The sequence below is a fragment of the Streptomyces sp. NPDC046557 genome, from assembly GCF_040645975.1.
Lineage (GTDB): Bacteria > Actinomycetota > Actinomycetes > Streptomycetales > Streptomycetaceae > Streptomyces.
Window position 1 is genome coordinate 63,834 of record NZ_JBEYZH010000006.1, and the last position, 15,473, is coordinate 79,306.

Annotated in this window: 16 protein-coding genes; 8 read left to right on the forward strand and 8 right to left on the reverse strand. The window is 72.1% G+C overall.

Annotated elements, in window-relative coordinates; all coding sequences use genetic code 11:
• Positions 1-41 precede the first annotated feature (41 nt).
• The 5 genes from ABZ934_RS15015 to ABZ934_RS15035 all read left to right on the forward strand — a co-directional run bounded on the left by ABZ934_RS15015 (position 42) and on the right by ABZ934_RS15035 (position 4,817).
• Positions 42-248 (forward strand): hypothetical protein, encoded by a 207-nt coding sequence (locus ABZ934_RS15015; protein WP_136210179.1) that lies wholly within the window; start codon positions 42-44, stop codon positions 246-248.
• A 35-nt stretch (positions 249-283) separates the two neighbouring features.
• On the forward strand, positions 284-658 hold the full coding sequence (locus ABZ934_RS15020) for an ATP-binding protein (RefSeq protein WP_361312718.1): 375 nt from the start codon (positions 284-286) through the stop codon (positions 656-658).
• A gap of 67 nt (positions 659-725) precedes the next feature.
• Positions 726-2,552, forward strand: coding sequence for an acyl-CoA dehydrogenase (locus ABZ934_RS15025; RefSeq protein WP_361312720.1), 1,827 nt, complete (start codon positions 726-728; stop codon positions 2,550-2,552).
• A gap of 130 nt (positions 2,553-2,682) precedes the next feature.
• Entirely contained in the window at positions 2,683-3,423 is a 741-nt protein-coding gene (locus tag ABZ934_RS15030) for a hypothetical protein (RefSeq protein WP_361312722.1), read from the forward strand.
• A 101-nt stretch (positions 3,424-3,524) separates the two neighbouring features.
• Entirely contained in the window at positions 3,525-4,817 is a 1,293-nt protein-coding gene (locus ABZ934_RS15035; RefSeq protein WP_361312724.1) for a M18 family aminopeptidase, read from the forward strand.
• 65 nt (positions 4,818-4,882) lie between these two features.
• On the opposite strand, the gene ABZ934_RS15040 is transcribed toward ABZ934_RS15035, so the two are convergent.
• Entirely contained in the window at positions 4,883-6,724 is a 1,842-nt protein-coding gene (locus ABZ934_RS15040; protein ID WP_361312726.1) for an NHL domain-containing thioredoxin family protein, read from the reverse strand.
• 102 nt (positions 6,725-6,826) lie between these two features.
• On the opposite strand from ABZ934_RS15040, the gene ABZ934_RS15045 reads away from it, so the two are divergent.
• On the forward strand, positions 6,827-7,381 hold the full coding sequence (locus ABZ934_RS15045) for a Uma2 family endonuclease (RefSeq protein WP_361312728.1): 555 nt from the start codon (positions 6,827-6,829) through the stop codon (positions 7,379-7,381).
• Between the two features lie 16 nt (positions 7,382-7,397).
• On the opposite strand, the gene ABZ934_RS15050 is transcribed toward ABZ934_RS15045, so the two are convergent.
• Entirely contained in the window at positions 7,398-8,201 is an 804-nt protein-coding gene (locus ABZ934_RS15050; RefSeq protein WP_361312730.1) for a hypothetical protein, read from the reverse strand.
• A 32-nt stretch (positions 8,202-8,233) separates the two neighbouring features.
• Between ABZ934_RS15050 and ABZ934_RS15055 the strand changes: the two genes are divergently transcribed.
• Positions 8,234-8,737 (forward strand): LURP-one-related family protein, encoded by a 504-nt coding sequence (locus tag ABZ934_RS15055; protein WP_361312732.1) that lies wholly within the window; start codon positions 8,234-8,236, stop codon positions 8,735-8,737.
• Between the two features lie 5 nt (positions 8,738-8,742).
• On the opposite strand, the gene ABZ934_RS15060 is transcribed toward ABZ934_RS15055, so the two are convergent.
• Both ABZ934_RS15060 and ABZ934_RS15065 read right to left on the reverse strand, forming a co-directional pair.
• Positions 8,743-9,045, reverse strand: a complete 303-nt coding sequence (locus tag ABZ934_RS15060) for a hypothetical protein (protein WP_361312734.1) — start codon at positions 9,043-9,045, stop codon at positions 8,743-8,745.
• Between the two features lie 109 nt (positions 9,046-9,154).
• Entirely contained in the window at positions 9,155-9,934 is a 780-nt protein-coding gene (locus tag ABZ934_RS15065; RefSeq protein WP_361312736.1) for a carbon-nitrogen family hydrolase, read from the reverse strand.
• A 137-nt stretch (positions 9,935-10,071) separates the two neighbouring features.
• Between ABZ934_RS15065 and ABZ934_RS15070 the strand changes: the two genes are divergently transcribed.
• Complete coding sequence (locus ABZ934_RS15070; protein WP_361312737.1) at positions 10,072-10,896, forward strand: maleylpyruvate isomerase family mycothiol-dependent enzyme; 825 nt, start codon at positions 10,072-10,074, stop codon at positions 10,894-10,896.
• A 35-nt stretch (positions 10,897-10,931) separates the two neighbouring features.
• On the opposite strand, the gene ABZ934_RS15075 is transcribed toward ABZ934_RS15070, so the two are convergent.
• The 4 genes from ABZ934_RS15075 to ABZ934_RS15090 form a co-directional block, all read right to left on the reverse strand.
• Positions 10,932-12,272: an MFS transporter gene (locus tag ABZ934_RS15075; RefSeq protein ID WP_361312739.1), complete on the reverse strand. Its 1,341-nt coding sequence runs from the start codon at positions 12,270-12,272 to the stop codon at positions 10,932-10,934.
• Entirely contained in the window at positions 12,269-12,919 is a 651-nt protein-coding gene (locus ABZ934_RS15080) for a GntR family transcriptional regulator (RefSeq protein WP_361312741.1), read from the reverse strand. The genes ABZ934_RS15075 and ABZ934_RS15080 overlap by 4 nt, the downstream gene beginning before the upstream one ends.
• 74 nt (positions 12,920-12,993) lie before the next feature.
• Positions 12,994-14,880, reverse strand: a complete 1,887-nt coding sequence (locus ABZ934_RS15085; protein WP_361312742.1) for a C1 family peptidase — start codon at positions 14,878-14,880, stop codon at positions 12,994-12,996.
• Positions 14,881-15,146: 266 nt separating this feature from the next.
• Positions 15,147-15,473, reverse strand: a 327-nt coding sequence (locus ABZ934_RS15090; protein WP_361312743.1) for a hypothetical protein, incomplete at its 5' end; no start/stop codon positions are given.

Sequence of the window (15,473 nt, forward strand, 5' to 3'; positions counted from 1 at the left end):
GTGAGCGGTTCGTCACACTCCGCACAGGAACGGAAGTCCCCATGAGCACCCACCCCGCCGACCGCGAGGCGATCGAGGCCCTGGCACAGCTCCGCGCAGCCCTCGCCGCGCACGGGATCACGTTGCCCTCCCTCGACCTCCACCTCGCCTCCTATGCCAGTGGCTACGGCAACCCGCCCCTGATCACCCTCGGCAACTGCAACACCGCCACCGCGCAGCGCCTGGCCGCCGTCCTGGCCGACCGGTGAGGGGCCGGGACGGCCTCACCCTCCGGCTGCTCGCCGTGCCGAAGGCGGTGCCCGAGGTGCGGCGGGCCGTGCGGGAGTACCTCGGAGAGCCGTGCGCCGACGTACAGCTCTGCGTCAGCGAGTTGCTGGCCAACGTGATCACCCACCTCGGCGAGGGCACCCCCGTCACCCTGCGGGTCAGCGGAAGGGCAACCCGTACGCGGGTCGAGCTCACCGACCCCGATCCGCGTGCGTGGCCCGCACTGCGACGGGTGACGGACACCGAGGAGTCCGGGCGGGGACTGGCCCTGCTCGACGCGGTGGCGCTGCGCTGGGGGGTGACACAGGGTGCGGGATGCAAGACCGTGTGGTGCGAGCTTGACCCTGGTCACAGTCCGGACCGGAGGGTTGCTCTTATTACCGGTGGGTAGCATCATGTTGTTACCGATTGGTATGCACGAGGAACCCGTCTCACCGAGCCTTAACGGAGCCGTCGCCATGGGGCACTACAAGTCGAATCTCCGCGACATCGAGTTCAACCTCTTCGAGGTGCTCGGCCGCGACAAGCTGTACGGCACCGGCCCGTTCGGCGAGATGGACACCGAGACCGCCAAGAGCATCCTGGCCGAGCTCACCAAGCTCGCCGAGAACGACCTGGCCGCCTCCTTCGAGGACGCCGACCGCAACCCGCCGGTCTTCGACCCGGCCACCAACACCGCGCCCGTCCCGGCCTCCTTCAAGAAGAGCTACCAGGCCTTCATGGACTCCGAGTACTGGCGCCTGGGCCTGCCCGAGGAGATCGGCGGCACCACCTCGCCCCGCTCCCTCATCTGGGCCTACGCGGAGCTGCTGCTCGGCGCCAACCCGGCCGTCTGGATGTACTCCTCGGGCCCGGCCTTCGCCGGCGTGCTCTTCGAGGAGGGCAACGAGGCGCAGAAGAAGATCGCCGAGATCGCGGTCGAGAAGCAGTGGGGCTCGACCATGGTCCTCACCGAGCCGGACGCCGGCTCGGACGTCGGCGCCGGCCGCACCAAGGCGGTCCAGCAGGCCGACGGCTCCTGGCACATCGAGGGCGTGAAGCGCTTCATCACCTCCGGCGAGCACGACATGTCGGAGAACATCCTCCACTACGTCCTCGCCCGCCCCGAGGGCCACGGCCCGGGCACCAAGGGCTTGTCCCTCTTCCTCGTCCCGAAGTTCCACTTCGACTGGGAGACCGGCGAGCTGGGCGAGCGCAACGGCGTCTACGCGACGAACGTCGAGCACAAGATGGGTCTCAAGGCGTCCAACACCTGCGAGATGACCTTCGGCGACCAGCACCCCGCCAAGGGCTGGCTGATCGGCGACAAGCACGACGGCATCCGCCAGATGTTCATGATCATCGAGTTCGCCCGGATGATGGTCGGCACGAAGGCCATCGCCACGCTCTCCACCGGCTACCTGAACGCGCTGGAGTACGCCAAGGAGCGCGTGCAGGGCCCGGACCTGGCCAACTTCATGGACAAGACGGCCCCCAAGGTCACCATCACGCACCACCCCGACGTGCGCCGCTCGCTCATGACGCAGAAGGCGTACGCGGAGGGCATGCGCGCCCTGGTCCTCTACACCGCCTCCATCCAGGACGAGATCCAGGTCAAGCAGGCCGCGGGCGAGGACGCCTCTTCGCTCGTCGGCCTGAACGACCTGCTCCTGCCGATCGTGAAGGGCTACGGCTCGGAGAAGTCGTACGAGCAGCTCGCGCAGTCGCTGCAGACCTTCGGCGGTTCCGGTTACCTCCAGGAATACCCGATCGAGCAGTACATCCGGGACGCCAAGATCGACACCCTCTACGAGGGCACCACCGCGATCCAGGGCCAGGACTTCTTCTTCCGGAAGATCGTCCGCGACCAGGGCGCCTCCCTGAACGTCCTCTCCGAGACGATCAAGAAGTTCCTGGCCGAGGCCGTCGGCGGCGACGACCTCGCCCCGGCCCGCGACGCGCTCGCCAAGGCCGCCGTGGACCTGGAGGGCATCGTCGGCCAGATGATCGTCGACCTCACCGCCACCGGTGAGGACGTCAAGAACATCTACAAGGTCGGCCAGAACACCACCCGCCTGCTGATGGCCTCCGGTGACGTCGTCGTCGGATACCTGCTGCTCAAGGGCGCCGCCGTGGCCGCCGAGAAGCTGGCGACCGCCTCCGCCAAGGACGTGCCGTTCTACACCGGCAAGATCGCCGCCGCGAAGTTCTTCGCCGCGGAGGTCCTGCCGGGCGTCTCGGTCCAGCGCGCGCTGGCCGAGAGCGTGGACAACAGCCTCATGGAGCTCGACGAGGCGGCCTTCTAGGCCGTCCCCGCGAGTCGTACGTCGGCGGCCGGGCCCTCCCGCACGGGGGCCCGGCCGCCGACGTACCTCCCCCACCCCCTCCCACCTGCGCGTTCACCTGTTGTCAGTCGTTCATGGGACGCTCGTAGACATGACTCCACAGGATCAGCACGGCAACGGCAGGGGGTACTCCGTCCCCACCGGGCGGCCGTATGCCCTCAAGGAGCTGCAGGCGACCCTGGGCAGCCTCGGCGACCACGCCCGGGAGCTGTACGACGGCTCCCACCCCGCCGAATACGAGGGCCTCGCCGACGCGCTCTACATCGCGTTCCAGACCGCCGCCCAACTGGCCCCCGCGAGGAGCTACACCGGCTGCCCCGAACACCCCAACGGCGCCCTCGACCCCGAGGCGCCCGAAGGCTGGGGCCGCTGCCTGATCTGCAACGACCGGCGCAGGCTTGGCCTGCGCAGGAACGGCGGGCGCCCCGGCCCCGCCACCCCGGTCCCCGGCGAACAGCGCCGGCTGGGCTACCCCGTACCCGAGCCCCCGTACAACCACGAGGTGCTGCGCGGGTACCTCCGTACGATCGAGGACCAGCGCTTCCACCTCGGCATCTCCTCACCCGCCGGAGACTTCGTACGGATCGCGGACGACCTGCACCGCGCCTTCATCATCGCCCGGGAACTGTCCCGGCCCCGCAACGCCTCCGGGTGCTCAGAACACCCCGGAGCACCCATCGACCCCGATGCGCCGCCGGGTGAGGCCTGTATCTTCTGCGCCGGACGCAAGAGACGCGCGCAGCGCCCGCCGCAGGCCCCCGAGATGCTCCCGCGCATCCGCCGGGGCGAGCGACGGCAACTGCAGCGCAGATTCGAGCGTCCGCCGGGCTGAAAACGACGGGATCGCGGGCCACACATCCGCGTCGCCCTGACCTTTCCGCTATCCGCCGCAGTCCGGCCATGGCGAACACGACCGTCGTTAAGGTGAACCACATGACCTCTCCCGCCCCCTTCGACCGCGGACACACCGACGACCTGAGGGCTTTCCTGACGGCCAGTCCGTCGCCGTACCACGCCGTAGCCAACGCGGCCGAACGGCTGGAAAAGGCAGGCTTCAGGCAGTTGTCGGAATCGGACGCCTGGGACTCGGGCACGGGGGGCAGGTTCGTACTGCGCGGCGGTGCGATCATCGCCTGGTACGTACCGGAAGGCGCCGCCGCCCACACCCCGTTCCGCATCATCGGCGCCCACACCGACTCCCCCAACCTGCGCGTCAAGCCCGTTCCCGACACCGGGTCACAGGGCTGGCGGCAGATCGCGGTCGAGATCTACGGCGGCACGCTGCTCAACACCTGGCTGGACCGCGACCTCGGCCTGGCCGGCCGGCTGACGCTGCGGGACGGCACCGAGCGGCTGGTGAACGTGGACCGGGCCCTGCTGCGCGTGCCCCAACTCGCCGTGCACCTGGACCGGTCGGTGAACACCGACGGGCTCAAGCTCGACAAGCAGCGCCACATGCAGCCGATCTGGGGCCTGGGCGACGTCCAGGAAGGCGACCTCATCGCGTTCCTGGAGGAGGAAGAGGGCCTGCCCCAGGGCTCGGTGGCCGGCTGGGACCTCATGGTCCACTCGATCGAGCCGCCCGCCTACCTGGGCCGCGACCGGGAGTTGCTCGCCGGGCCGCGCATGGACAACCTGCTCTCGGTGCACGCGGGCGTCGCGGCGCTGGCGGCCGTCTCGGGGTCGGCCAAGCTCGACCACATCCCGGTGCTGGCCGCCTTCGACCACGAGGAGAACGGCTCGCAGTCCGACACCGGCGCGGACGGCCCGCTGCTGGGCAACGTGCTGGAACGTTCTGTCTTCTCGCGCGGCGGCTCCTACGAGGACCGGGCGCGCGCCTTCGCGGGCACCGTCTGTCTGTCCTCGGACACGGGCCACGCCGTACACCCCAACTACGGCGAGCGGCACGACCCGACGCACCACCCGCGCGCCAACGGCGGCCCGATCCTCAAGGTCAACGTCAACCAGCGGTACGCCACCGACGGCAGCGGGCGCGCGGTGTTCGCGGCCGCGTGCGAGCGGGCCGGGGTGCCGTGGCAGACCTTCGTCTCCAACAACTCGATGCCCTGCGGTACGACGATCGGGCCCATCACGGCCGCCCGGCACGGCATCCAGACCGTCGACATCGGCGTGGCCATCCTGTCGATGCACAGCGCCCGCGAACTGTGCGGCGCGGACGATCCGTTCCTGCTGGCGAACGCGCTGGTGGCGTTCCTGGAGGGCTGACGGCCCCCGCCCGGTGACAGGGCGGCCCCGTCCCGCGGTGTCCACGGGACGGGGCCCTTCGCTTGCTAGGCGTCCATACCGGCGAGGACCAGCGGCAGGCGGCTGGTCCCGTCGGCGGTGACGGTCACCGGAACGCCCCAGTCCTGCTGGTGGACGTGGCAGGCCGGGTACTCGTTGGCAGGGTCGTCGTCGCAGGAGGCGGCCATCGCGGAGACGTGCAGCACGCCCTCGGTGACGTCCGGGTTCAACTTCAGGTCCCGGAACAGGTCCGTGCCCGGACCCTCGCCCGCCGCCAGCAGCTCGGGCGGGGTCGAGGAGACCAGCAGGCGCGTCGAGGGCCCGTAGCGGGTGTCGAGCTTCTGCCCACTCGGCGCCTGGAAGACCACGTCGAGCCGGAGCGTGCCGGGCGCGACCTCGGTGGCGGCGCGCTGTGTACGGTGGGCGACCGCGTCGACCCGTACGGCCGCCTCGGGCAGCCGCAGCCGCGTCAGGCGGTGCCGGGCCGACTCCACCACCACGATGTCCTCGCCGACCAGGACCGCGTCGCTCGGCTCGCGCAGGTCGGTGGCGAGGGTGGAGACCTCGCCCGTCGCCGGATCGAAGCGGCGCAGCGCGTGGTTGTACGTGTCGCAGACCGCGACCGAGCCGTCGGGCAGCGCGGTCACCCCGAGGGGGTGCTGGAGCAGGGCCTGGGCGGCGTCGCCGTCGCGGTGGCCGAAGTCGAAGAGGCCGGTTCCGACCGCGGTCCGTACGACGTACCCCTCGCCCTCGGGCCCCCGCTCCAGGTAGCGCAGTGCGCTGGTCTCGGAGTCGGCGACCCACAGCCGGTCCTCGGTCGCGGCCAGCCCGGACGGCTGCGCGAACCACGCCTCGGCGGCCGGCCCGTCCACGAGCCCCTCGTTGGTCGTGCCGGCGGCGACGGCCACGGTCCCCGCCTCCGGGTCCCAGGTCCACAGCTGGTGCACGCCCGCCATGGCGATCCACACCTTGCCCTGCCACCACGCCACGTCCCACGGCGAGGACAGGTCGACCTCCAGGGCCGGTCCCGATGTGGCCGAGCCCTGCCACCACTGGCGCCCCGTCCCGGCGACGGTCTCGACGGCGCCGGTGGTGGGGTCGTACGTACGCAGCGCGTGGTTGACGGTGTCGGCCACGACGACCCGGCCGTCGGGCAGCAGCGCGAGGCCCTGCGGCTCGGTGAAGCCGTCGGCGGTGAAGGTGCGCTCGCCGCTGCCGACGCGGCGTACGACGCTCTCCCCGTCCGGGGCCATCTCCACGAGCTGGTGCCGCGTCGAATCGGACACGAGGAGGTTCCCGTTGTCGAGCAGCAGGGCCTTCCCGGGGAAGCGCAGGTCGGTCGCGACGGGCTCGGGCGCCACGTACGGCCCGTCCCCGCGCCGCAGCGTCCCCTTGGCGGCGTGCTCGGCCTCCAGCTCCTCCACGAGCCGCTCGATGGCGTGCGCGTGCCCCTCGCCGGCGTGCTGGGCGACGACGTACCCCTCGGGGTCGATCACCACGAGCGTGGGCCAGGCGCGCACGGCGTACTGCTTCCAGGTGGCCAGCTCGGGGTCGTCGAGGACGGGGTGGTGCACCTCGTACCGCTCGACGGCGTCGACGACGGCCGCGTGCTCGGCCTCGTGCGCGAACTTCGGCGAGTGCACGCCGACGATCACCACGGTGTCGCGGTGCTTCTCCTCCAGCTCGCGCAGCTCGTCGAGGACGTGCAGGCAGTTGATGCAGCAGAAGGTCCAAAAATCCAAGATCAATACGCGACCTCGGAAGTCGGCGAGGGTCAGGTCCTTCCCACCGGTGTTCAGCCAGCCGCCCTTGCCGATCAGCTCGGGGGCACGGACACGGGCACGGCGGGACGCGGGCGCGGGGGTGGGCGCCGGGGCGGCATCGTTCATGCTTCAAGCTTGCCATCCCCACCCGGCTCCACCCCGAGGGGTGACGACGGGCGACGGACCCGCGTGGGAGGCTGGCCGCAGGCATCGAAGGAGGCGTCCGGCATGACGACCGCGCACGACTACGGCGAGGGCATCGATCCCGAGCGTGCCCTGAAGTACGCCATCCAGCACCACAGCGGCGACCGCACCGAAATCATCGAAGGGGTCATCGACAACGTGACGCCGAACTGGGATCACGAGACCGCGGCCGAAGAGATCCGCGACCAGATCAAACCGCGGGTCAAGGAGCTGGGCTGTGTGACCGGGTCGGGCAACCTGGACCTGCCCGGATCGGCGAACTGGTACGTCCCGGACTTGGCGGTCGCCCCCAAGGACTTGGCCAAGGGAGGCGGCGCCCTCCTCCCCGACCAGACCCTGCTGATCGTCGAGGTGACCTCGGAGTCCAACGCCGAGACCGACCGCGTCGTCAAGCGCAAGCGCTACGCCGAGTACGGGGCGCCGCTGTACCTGCTGGTCGACCGGCTGGACAAGACCGTCACCCTGTTCTCCGAGCCCGGGCGGCTCGGCTACGCCAACGTCGACGGGCCGCACGCCTTCGGGACGCCCGTGCGACTGCCGGAGCCGTTCGGGATCGTGCTGGAGACCGGCGAGCTGTAGACCCCGTGGAGCCCGCTCAGGACAGGAACGCCTCCAGGGAGCGGGTGAGGGACGTGACGAAGGCGTCTTGGACCGCCGGCGGGAGGAGATGGAGGGAGAGGTAGGGGTTGAGGTCCTCCAGTTCCACCAAGAGGAGGTCGCCGGAGGGGGCGCGGCAGGCGTCCACGCGCTGGATGCCGTGCGCGAGGGTGTTCCACTCGATGAAGGCGCGGGCGAAGGCCAGGTCGGCCGGGGTGGGGGCGTAGGGCTCCAGCTCCCATCGGCGGTCCGGGTCCGGGGCGTAGAGGGCGTACTGGAACGCGTCGTCCACGAAGTAGAACGACACCTCGTACGCGAAGTCGATCCGCGGCTGGATCAGGGACCGGCCCGGCTCGGCGGTGGAGGGGTCCGCCGTGAAGGTGAGGCCGATGGAGTCCGCGCCCTGCTTGGGCTTGACCGCGTACAGCGGGACCCGGGGCAGCAGGTGCAGGTGCGCCGGGTCGTCGACGGTCGGGACCACCGGGTAGCCGGCCGCCGTCAGGTCCGGCAGGTACTGCTTGCCCGCCATGTCGCCGCGCCCGGTCAGCGGGTTGTAGACGCGGGTGCCCGTCGCGAGGGCGGCGGCGCGGAAGGCGTCGTACGCCTCCTGGTAGTGCAGGACCGGGCCGCTGTTGCGGACCACGACCGCGTCGAAGCCGCCCATCAGTGCCTCGGCGTCGCGCGGGTGGCACAGGGCGAGCGGGAAGTGCTCGCGCAGCCGCCCGGTGAGGAATATGTCCTCGTCGCAGTAGCGGCGTCCGCGCGCCGGGTACGTCAGGTCGGTGACATAGAGCAGAGGCATGGCGGCAACCTATCGCGGGCACGGATGACCGCATGAAATACCTCGTACGGGACAAAGTACTGGCCATCGGGGACGACTACCGGATCGAGGACGAGGACGGCCGCCACGCCTTCCTCGTCGACGGCAAGGCCCTGCGGCTGCGCGACACGCTGGAGCTCAAGGACCGCGACGGTCGGATCCTGATCACGCTGCGGGAGAAGTGGCTCGCCTTCCGCGACGCGATGACCCTGGAGCGGGACGAGCGCCGGCTCGCGGTGATCCGCAGGAAGCGGCTGTCCCTGCTGCGCAACCACTACCTCGTCACCCTGGCCGAGGGCACCGAACTGGACGTCAGCGGGCGCATCCTGGACCGCGAGTTCAAGGTCGAGTACGACGGCGAGCTGCTCGCGCTGATCTCCCGCCAGTGGTACCGGGTGCGCGAGACGTACGCGGTGGACGTGGTGCGGGAGGACGCGGACGCGGCGCTGCTGATCGCCGTCGCGGTGTGCGTGATCCGGATGGCCGAGAAGGAGCGCGAGGAACGGGAGGAGCGGTAGCCGGGTCAGCGGCGGCGCGCGCTCAACTGGCCCTGTGCGTAGGGGTCGGCCTCCGGTGTGTAAGGGCCGCCGTGGTCGGCGAGGAGGTCGGTGATCCGCTGCCATTCCGCCAGGGTGGCGCGGGTGGGGGCGTCGGCGTCGGCCGCGTCGTCGATGGCGTCCAGGGTCCGTTCCAGGGCGTCGGCCGCCTGGTGGTGCGTCATGCCGGTGGCGTCGGCGCGGACCCGGTCGCGGGCCGCGACCTCGCCGGGGGACGGTTCGTGCGGCTCCAGCGCCGCTTCGACCATGGCCTCGGTTTCCTCGGACATGCCGCCCGCCCCCCCAGCTCCGCTCGTTCCGTCGTCGCCCTTGTACCCCGCGGCCGGGCGGCGAACCGTCGGCTCGGACGCCGACCCGACCGTCCACCCGACCGTCGCCTCAGCGTCCGAGCCTGCGGTCCTTGAGCGCCGGGAACTGCTCCCGAGTGTCCGCGACCTTCGCCGGGTCCAACTCGACCGTGAGCACGTCCTCGCCCGGCCCGGCCTCCGCGAGCACCTCGCCCCACGGGTCCACCACCAGGCTGTGTCCGGCCTGCTCGACGCCCGCGTGGGTACCGGCCAGCCCGCAGGCCAGTACGTACGCCTGGTCCTCCACGGCGCGGGCCCGGTTCAGGAGCGTCCAGTGGGCGCGCCGCCGCGCCGGCCAGCCCGCGGCCACGACCATCGTCGTCGCCCCCGCGTCGACCAGGCCGCGGAACATCTCGGGGAACCGCAGGTCGTAGCAGGTGGCGAGGCCGAGGGTCTGTTCCGGCAGGGTGACCGTGGTCAGCGTGTCACCGGCGGCCATCAGAACCGCCTCGCCCTGGTCGAAGCCAAAGCGGTGGATCTTGCGGTAGCTGGCGGCGAGCTCGCCGGCCGGGGAGATCACCAGCGCGGTGTTGTAGAGCGAACCGTCGCCGGCGCGCTCCACGACCGAGCCCGCGTGGAGCCAGACCCCGGCGTCGCTCGCGGCCTTGGACATCGCCCCGAAGGTCGGGCCGTCCAGCGGCTCGGCCTCGGTCTCGAACTGCTCGTAGGCGAATGCCCCGACCGTCCACAGTTCCGGCAGCACGACGAGGTCGGCGGCGGACTGCTCCCGTACGAGATCGGCGACCCGGGCCCGTCGGGAAGCGACCGACTCGCCCTCGTTCACGGCGACTTGGATCAGAGAGGCGCGCACACTACCACCGTCCTTGCATTGTGTCCGTCAGCTCGGGCCTACGATCGTCACACGAAAGCACTGCCGGGTCGCTCACCGGCAGCGTAGTTTTGGGCATAGTCCACAACGCGCCACTGAACAGCACGCGAGGGGTCCCGTTGACCGTCCATCCCAGCCTTCAGCCTTACGCCGACGCGTGGACCCATTCCATCGAGGCGATATCCGAGCTGGTCCTCCCCCTGACCGAGGGCGAGTGGAACCGGGCGACTCCCTGCCCCGGCTGGTCCGTGCGTGACGTGGTGTCACACATCATCGGCATCGAGTGCGAGCAGCTCGGCGATCCGCGGCCGATCCACACCCTGCCGCGCGACCTGCGGCACGTGGTCGACGAGTTCACCCGGTACATGGAGGTGCAGGTCGACGTCCGGCGGCACCACACCGCCCCGGAGATGACCTCCGAGCTGGAGTACACCGTCATCCGACGGCAGCGTCAGCTGCGCAACGAGAAGCGGGATCCGGCCGCGCTGGTGCGCGGTCCCCTGGGCGACCAGGTGACGCTGGAGTTCGCGCTGCGGCTGAGGGCGTTCGACGTCTGGATCCACGAGCAGGACCTGCGGGCGGCGCTGGGCGTACCGGGGAACCTGGACTCGCCGGGCGCCCACGTGGCGCGGGACATCCTGCTGGCCGGGTTGCCGAAGGTGGTGGCGAAGGGGGCGGGCGCGCCCCCGAACTCGGCCGTGGTGCTCGACGTGCACGGTGAGCTGGAGTTCATGCGGACCGTTCGCGTGGACGCCCAGGGGCGGGGCACGCTGGACAAGGTCCCCTCGCTGGGTCCGGCGGTGACGCTGGCCATGGACTGGGAGACGTACGTGCGGCTCGCGGCCGGGCGGGTACGACCGCGCGCCGTCGCGGACCGGGTGAAGGTCGAGGGCGACACCGCCCTGGCGGACGCGATCCTGGCGAACTTCGCCGTGACGCCGTAGCCGCCGGCTCCGGCCGCGCGCCCCCGGCCTTCCCGTTACGTATGGGCGCGGGCCGGGGTGACGGGGTCGGGACCTGCGTCGAGGTCGGGCCCCGGCGCCGCCGCGAGCGGGAGGCGTTCGCGGGCCAGGGCGGCGGGGCGCAGCCGGAGGATCTGGGTGATGCCGAGGACCTCCAGGAAGAAGACCGACGAGAAGGCGATCCGGTAGTCGTCGCCGGTGGCGTCGAGCAGCACGCCCACCGCCAGCAGCGTCGTCATGGACGCGAGGAAACCACCCATGTTGGTGATTCCGGAAGCGGTCCCCTGACGCTCCGCCGGATTGGCGGGACGGGCGAAGTCGAAACCGATCATCGAGGCCGGTCCACAGGTCCCCAGCACGACGCACAGCGCGGTCAGCAGCCACATCGGCGCCCGCTCGCCCGGATAGGCCAGGACCGCGCCCCACAGCGCGGCGGTGACCGCGACCGTGCCCAGTGCCAGCGGGATCCGCGCGGCCTGACGGCGGCCGACGAGCTGCCCGTACAGCAGCCCGAACCCCATGTTCGCGACGACGATCAGCGTCATCAGCCCGCCCGCGGTGGTCCGCGACAACCCCTGCGCCTCGACCAGGAACGGCATCCCCCACAGCAGCAGGAACACCATCGCCGGGAACTGCGTCGTGAAGTGCACCCACAGCCCGAGCCGGGTCCCGGGCTCCCGCCAGGACTCGGCGATCTGACGGCGCACGAACCCTCCTCCGGCGGCGCGCGCCACGGGCGGCGGCGCGTGCCCCTCCGGGTGGTCGCGCAGGAACAGCACCAGCGGCACCAGGACGACGAGGCCCGCCGCCGAACTGCCCGCGAAGGCCGGCACCCAGCCGACGCCGTGCAGCACCGGCGCCAGCACCAGCGTGGAGACGAGGTTGCCGGCCATGCCCACCAGCCCGGCCGACTGCGCCATCAGCGGCCCGCGCCGCGCCGGGAACCAGCGCGTGCCGAGCCGCAGCACGGAGATGAAGGTCATCGCGTCGCCGCAGCCCAGCAGGGCGCGCGCGGCCAGCGCCGTCCCGTAGGAGGGCGCCAGCGCGAAACCGAGCTGTCCGACGGTGAACAGCAGCGCTCCCAGCGTCAGCACCCGCTTGGTGCCGAGGCGGTCCACCATCAGCCCGACGGGTATCTGCATGCCCGCGTAGACCAGCAGTTGGAGGAGGGAGAAGGTGGCGAGCGCCGACGCGTTGACCTGGAAGCGGTCGGCGGCGTCCAGCCCGGCGACGCCCAGGCTGGTCCGGAAGATCACCGCGACGAAGTACACGGAGACGCCGATCGCCCAGACGGCGAGGGCCCGGCGTCCGCCGGGGGGATCGAGGGGCGGCCGGGACGGCCGCGCGGGCAGGCTCATCGGCCGGCCCCGCGCACCAGCGCCTCGACCCGGCCCACGTGCGCCCGTACCGCGGCGGCGGCGGTCTCGGGCTCTCCGGCGCGCAGCGCGTCGAGGATCTCGGTGTGCTCGGCCAACGTCCGCTCCACCCGCTCGGGGTGGGCGTGCAGCAGTGCCACGCCCATCCGCAGCTGCCGGTCGCGGAGCTGGTCGTAGAGCCGGCCCAGGATCTGGTTCCCGGCGTTGCGCACGATCTCGGCGTGGAAGGCCCGGTCGGCGGCCATCAGGGCGACGAGGTCGCCCTCGGCGGCGTGCCGGCGCTGTTCCCCGATGAGGGCGGCGAGCCGTTCCAGCAGGGCGGCCGGGGCGGGCACGGCCTTGCGGACGGTGAACTCCTCGACCAGCAACCGGGTTTCGATGACGTCGGCGATCTCCTGCGCGGAGACCGGCAGCACCAGAGCGCCCTTCTTCGGGTACAGCTTCAGCAGCCCCTCGGTCTCCAGGCGCAGCAGTGCCTCGCGCACCGGCGTGCGGGACACCCCGACGGCCTCGGCGACCTCGCCCTCGGTGAGGAGTACCCCGCCCTCGTAGCGGCGGCCGAGCACCCCTTGTTTGACGTGCTGGTAGACGCGGTCGGCTGCGGTCACGACGGGGGGCGCGGAAGTCATGCGCACAGGATAGATACATGTCGGGTACACGGGACTGACCCGTCCAGGATGCGGACCGCCGGGCCCGTACCGCCTCACGCCGGACCGATCACCGCCCCGGCGTGCCAGCCGGCGCCGTCGCGCCGGTAGTGCCGGAGCAGGTGGTCGGCGCGCAGGACGATCACCTCCAGGTCGAACCCGAAACTGCCCTGGAGCATCCCCGTGACCGCGAGCGCGTCCCGTCCGAAGACCGCGCTCCGGGCCCAGGCGCCGCCACCCGCGTTCCCGCGCCACCAGTGCTCGACCCGGCCGTCCGCCCCGACGACGCACAGCTCGTAGTTCCCGGCGCTCTCCTCGTCGGTGGCCCCGTACTGCCCCTCGATCAGGCACGGCGCGGAGGTGATCGCGCTGCCGAACACCTCGCCGGGGTGCCAGGCGAAGTGGTCGCGGTCGTCGCGCCACCACAACTGCATCCGCCCGTCGGTGCGCGTCGCGACGAGGTCGAGGTGGCGGGAGCGGGTCTGGACGAGGGCGGGTCCGAAATGGGCGATGCCGGAGCCGAACCGGCCGCCGTCGTTCCAGGTCCAGGGTGCCCCGTTGATGCGCCACCAGTGGTTGAGGCGTCCGTCGGCGGTGCGGACCACCACTTCGAAGTTGCCGGGTTTGCCGTAGTCGCTCTGGATGAAGGCCGGGGTCGAGCCGATCGCCGCGTCGCCGGGGCCGAAGGCGCCGCCGTCGCGCCACGCGCCGCCGGACTGCTCGTAGTACCAGTGGCGCAGCCGGCCGCCGGTGGTGACGTGCAGGGACTCCATGTTCCGGTTGTAGGTGGTGCCGGTGAAGGCGGGGCGGCCCGAGGCGTCGTGCGCGAAGGTCTTGCCCGGGGTCCACGCGAAAGGGGGCTCGCCCTCGCGCCACCAGTGCCGAAGGCTCCCGTCACCCGTCGGCGCCGCCAGCTCGAAGTTGCGGTGCGCGCGGCCGTTCCCGCTCTCGTAGACGTTGCCCGCGTGCAGCCGGCGCTTGCTCCACGGGTCGATGTCGGTGCCGCTCAGTCCGCACTTGGCCCAGTGGTCGACGCGGGCCTCGCCGTACGCGATCCGCCCGTAGCCGCCGGCGTGGTGGCGGGTACCCCAGGAGTTCTTGAAGAGCCAGCAGCCCGCCGCGTCGTCGTAGCCGACCACCAACACGCAGTGGCGGCCCACCCGTCGGCCGCTCGTACGGTGGTACACGCCGGAGCCGAGCCCGAAGAAGTCCTCGTACACGTCGAGGCAGGCGGTGAGCGGGCCGACCGTGTCCAGCCAGATCTTCTGCTGCCGTACGTCACCCAGCCGCACGTGGTCGCGGATCCGTACGGTCCGGCCCGACCGGTCCCAGCTCGGCGTGTACTCGGAGCCCCAGGCGGCGCGCCGCTCGGCGGGCAGGCCGGGGGGCGGGGTGGTGTAGGGGCGGCAGCCGGGGTCGGCGAGGCCGCCGTTGTCGCGGATCCAGTCGAGCGCCGTCTCCGGGTCCGAGCCCTGCCCGCAGGTCAACCGCAGCCCGTCGCGCAGGTCCCCCTCGGAGCGCACGGCCCACACGTGGTGCTCGATCCGGGCCATGGACTCCACCAGCCCGGCCGCCGCGAAGGCCCAGCCGGACACGCACGGGTTCTGGTCCTTGACCCGGGTGATCCATCGCCACCCCCACCGCTCGCGCCAGTCCACGGCCGTCGGCAGCGCCGCCGCCGACTCCCGGGTCCCGGGCAGCAGGCCGTGCGCCGCCCTGCGCCGGGTGAGATGCGGATTGCCGCTCGGGTGCCCGACCAGCGCCCGTAGGTCGACGGCTGCCGCCTCGGCGGCGGTCGTCGGGCGCGACGCCGGGTCCAGTCCGAGGGAGGGGCGCGGGAGCGGCTCCTCGTCGGCGAGGTGCTCGCTGACGGACCAGCGTGCCACCCGTTCCGCGAGCCGCGTACGCAGCTCTCCCGCCGTCCGCACGGACTCCTGCGGCATACCGGCCCCCCAGTGTGCGATCGCCCGTTCGGATTCGGGCGAGACCCGGGAGCGTCTCCCCGGCGCGAGGGGGCGTCAAGAGGGGTCGTGCGGTCGCGCGGTGGCACGGGGGTCGTACGGGCCGGGGGCCCGGCGGGCGGGTGGTCGGGAGCGCGGTCGGGGCGCGGTCGGGAACGCGGGCCGGTCGCGGGAGCCGCCGCGTCCCCGGCGCGCGAAGGTCGCCGGGGACGCGGGGTAGGTGGGGTACGCGGGTACCCGGGTACCGCTTAGGAGGTGGGCGCCTTCTGCTGACCCGCACCGTTGATCAGGGCGACCAGGACGGCGCCGAGGTCCGTCACGACCGTGTCGGCCTTGGCCTTGGCGTCGGCCGAGGCGCTGCCGGTCGCGGCGACCTTCAGGAGGGCGTCGACCGAGGCCTTGAGCTTGTCGACGGCGGCGCCGGCCCTGTCGACGGGCGCGGCCTTGGGGGCGACGGCGGGCGCGACGACCGGCACCGCGGCCGGGGGCTTCGCGACCGGGGCGGCGGGGGCGGCCGGAGCGGCCGGCTTCGCGGGCTCCGCGACGGGCGGCTTCACGGCCGGGTCGGCGGGCTT

What these genes read in the sequence shown, in the direction of transcription:
- ABZ934_RS15015 (WP_136210179.1), top strand. Translation starts at nt 42, where the DNA reads ATGAGCACCCACCCCGCCGACCGCGAGGCGATCGAGGCCCTGGCACAG.
- ABZ934_RS15025 (WP_361312720.1), top strand. Translation starts at nt 726, where the DNA reads ATGGGGCACTACAAGTCGAATCTCCGCGACATCGAGTTCAACCTCTTC.
- ABZ934_RS15030 (WP_361312722.1), top strand. Translation starts at nt 2,683, where the DNA reads ATGACTCCACAGGATCAGCACGGCAACGGCAGGGGGTACTCCGTCCCC.
- ABZ934_RS15035 (WP_361312724.1), top strand. Translation starts at nt 3,525, where the DNA reads ATGACCTCTCCCGCCCCCTTCGACCGCGGACACACCGACGACCTGAGG.
- ABZ934_RS15040 (WP_361312726.1), bottom strand. Translation starts at nt 6,724, where the DNA reads ATGAACGATGCCGCCCCGGCGCCCACCCCCGCGCCCGCGTCCCGCCGT.
- ABZ934_RS15045 (WP_361312728.1), top strand. Translation starts at nt 6,827, where the DNA reads ATGACGACCGCGCACGACTACGGCGAGGGCATCGATCCCGAGCGTGCC.
- ABZ934_RS15050 (WP_361312730.1), bottom strand. Translation starts at nt 8,201, where the DNA reads ATGCCTCTGCTCTATGTCACCGACCTGACGTACCCGGCGCGCGGACGC.
- ABZ934_RS15055 (WP_361312732.1), top strand. Translation starts at nt 8,234, where the DNA reads ATGAAATACCTCGTACGGGACAAAGTACTGGCCATCGGGGACGACTAC.
- ABZ934_RS15060 (WP_361312734.1), bottom strand. Translation starts at nt 9,045, where the DNA reads ATGTCCGAGGAAACCGAGGCCATGGTCGAAGCGGCGCTGGAGCCGCAC.
- ABZ934_RS15075 (WP_361312739.1), bottom strand. Translation starts at nt 12,272, where the DNA reads ATGAGCCTGCCCGCGCGGCCGTCCCGGCCGCCCCTCGATCCCCCCGGC.
- ABZ934_RS15080 (WP_361312741.1), bottom strand. Translation starts at nt 12,919, where the DNA reads ATGACTTCCGCGCCCCCCGTCGTGACCGCAGCCGACCGCGTCTACCAG.
- ABZ934_RS15085 (WP_361312742.1), bottom strand. Translation starts at nt 14,880, where the DNA reads ATGCCGCAGGAGTCCGTGCGGACGGCGGGAGAGCTGCGTACGCGGCTC.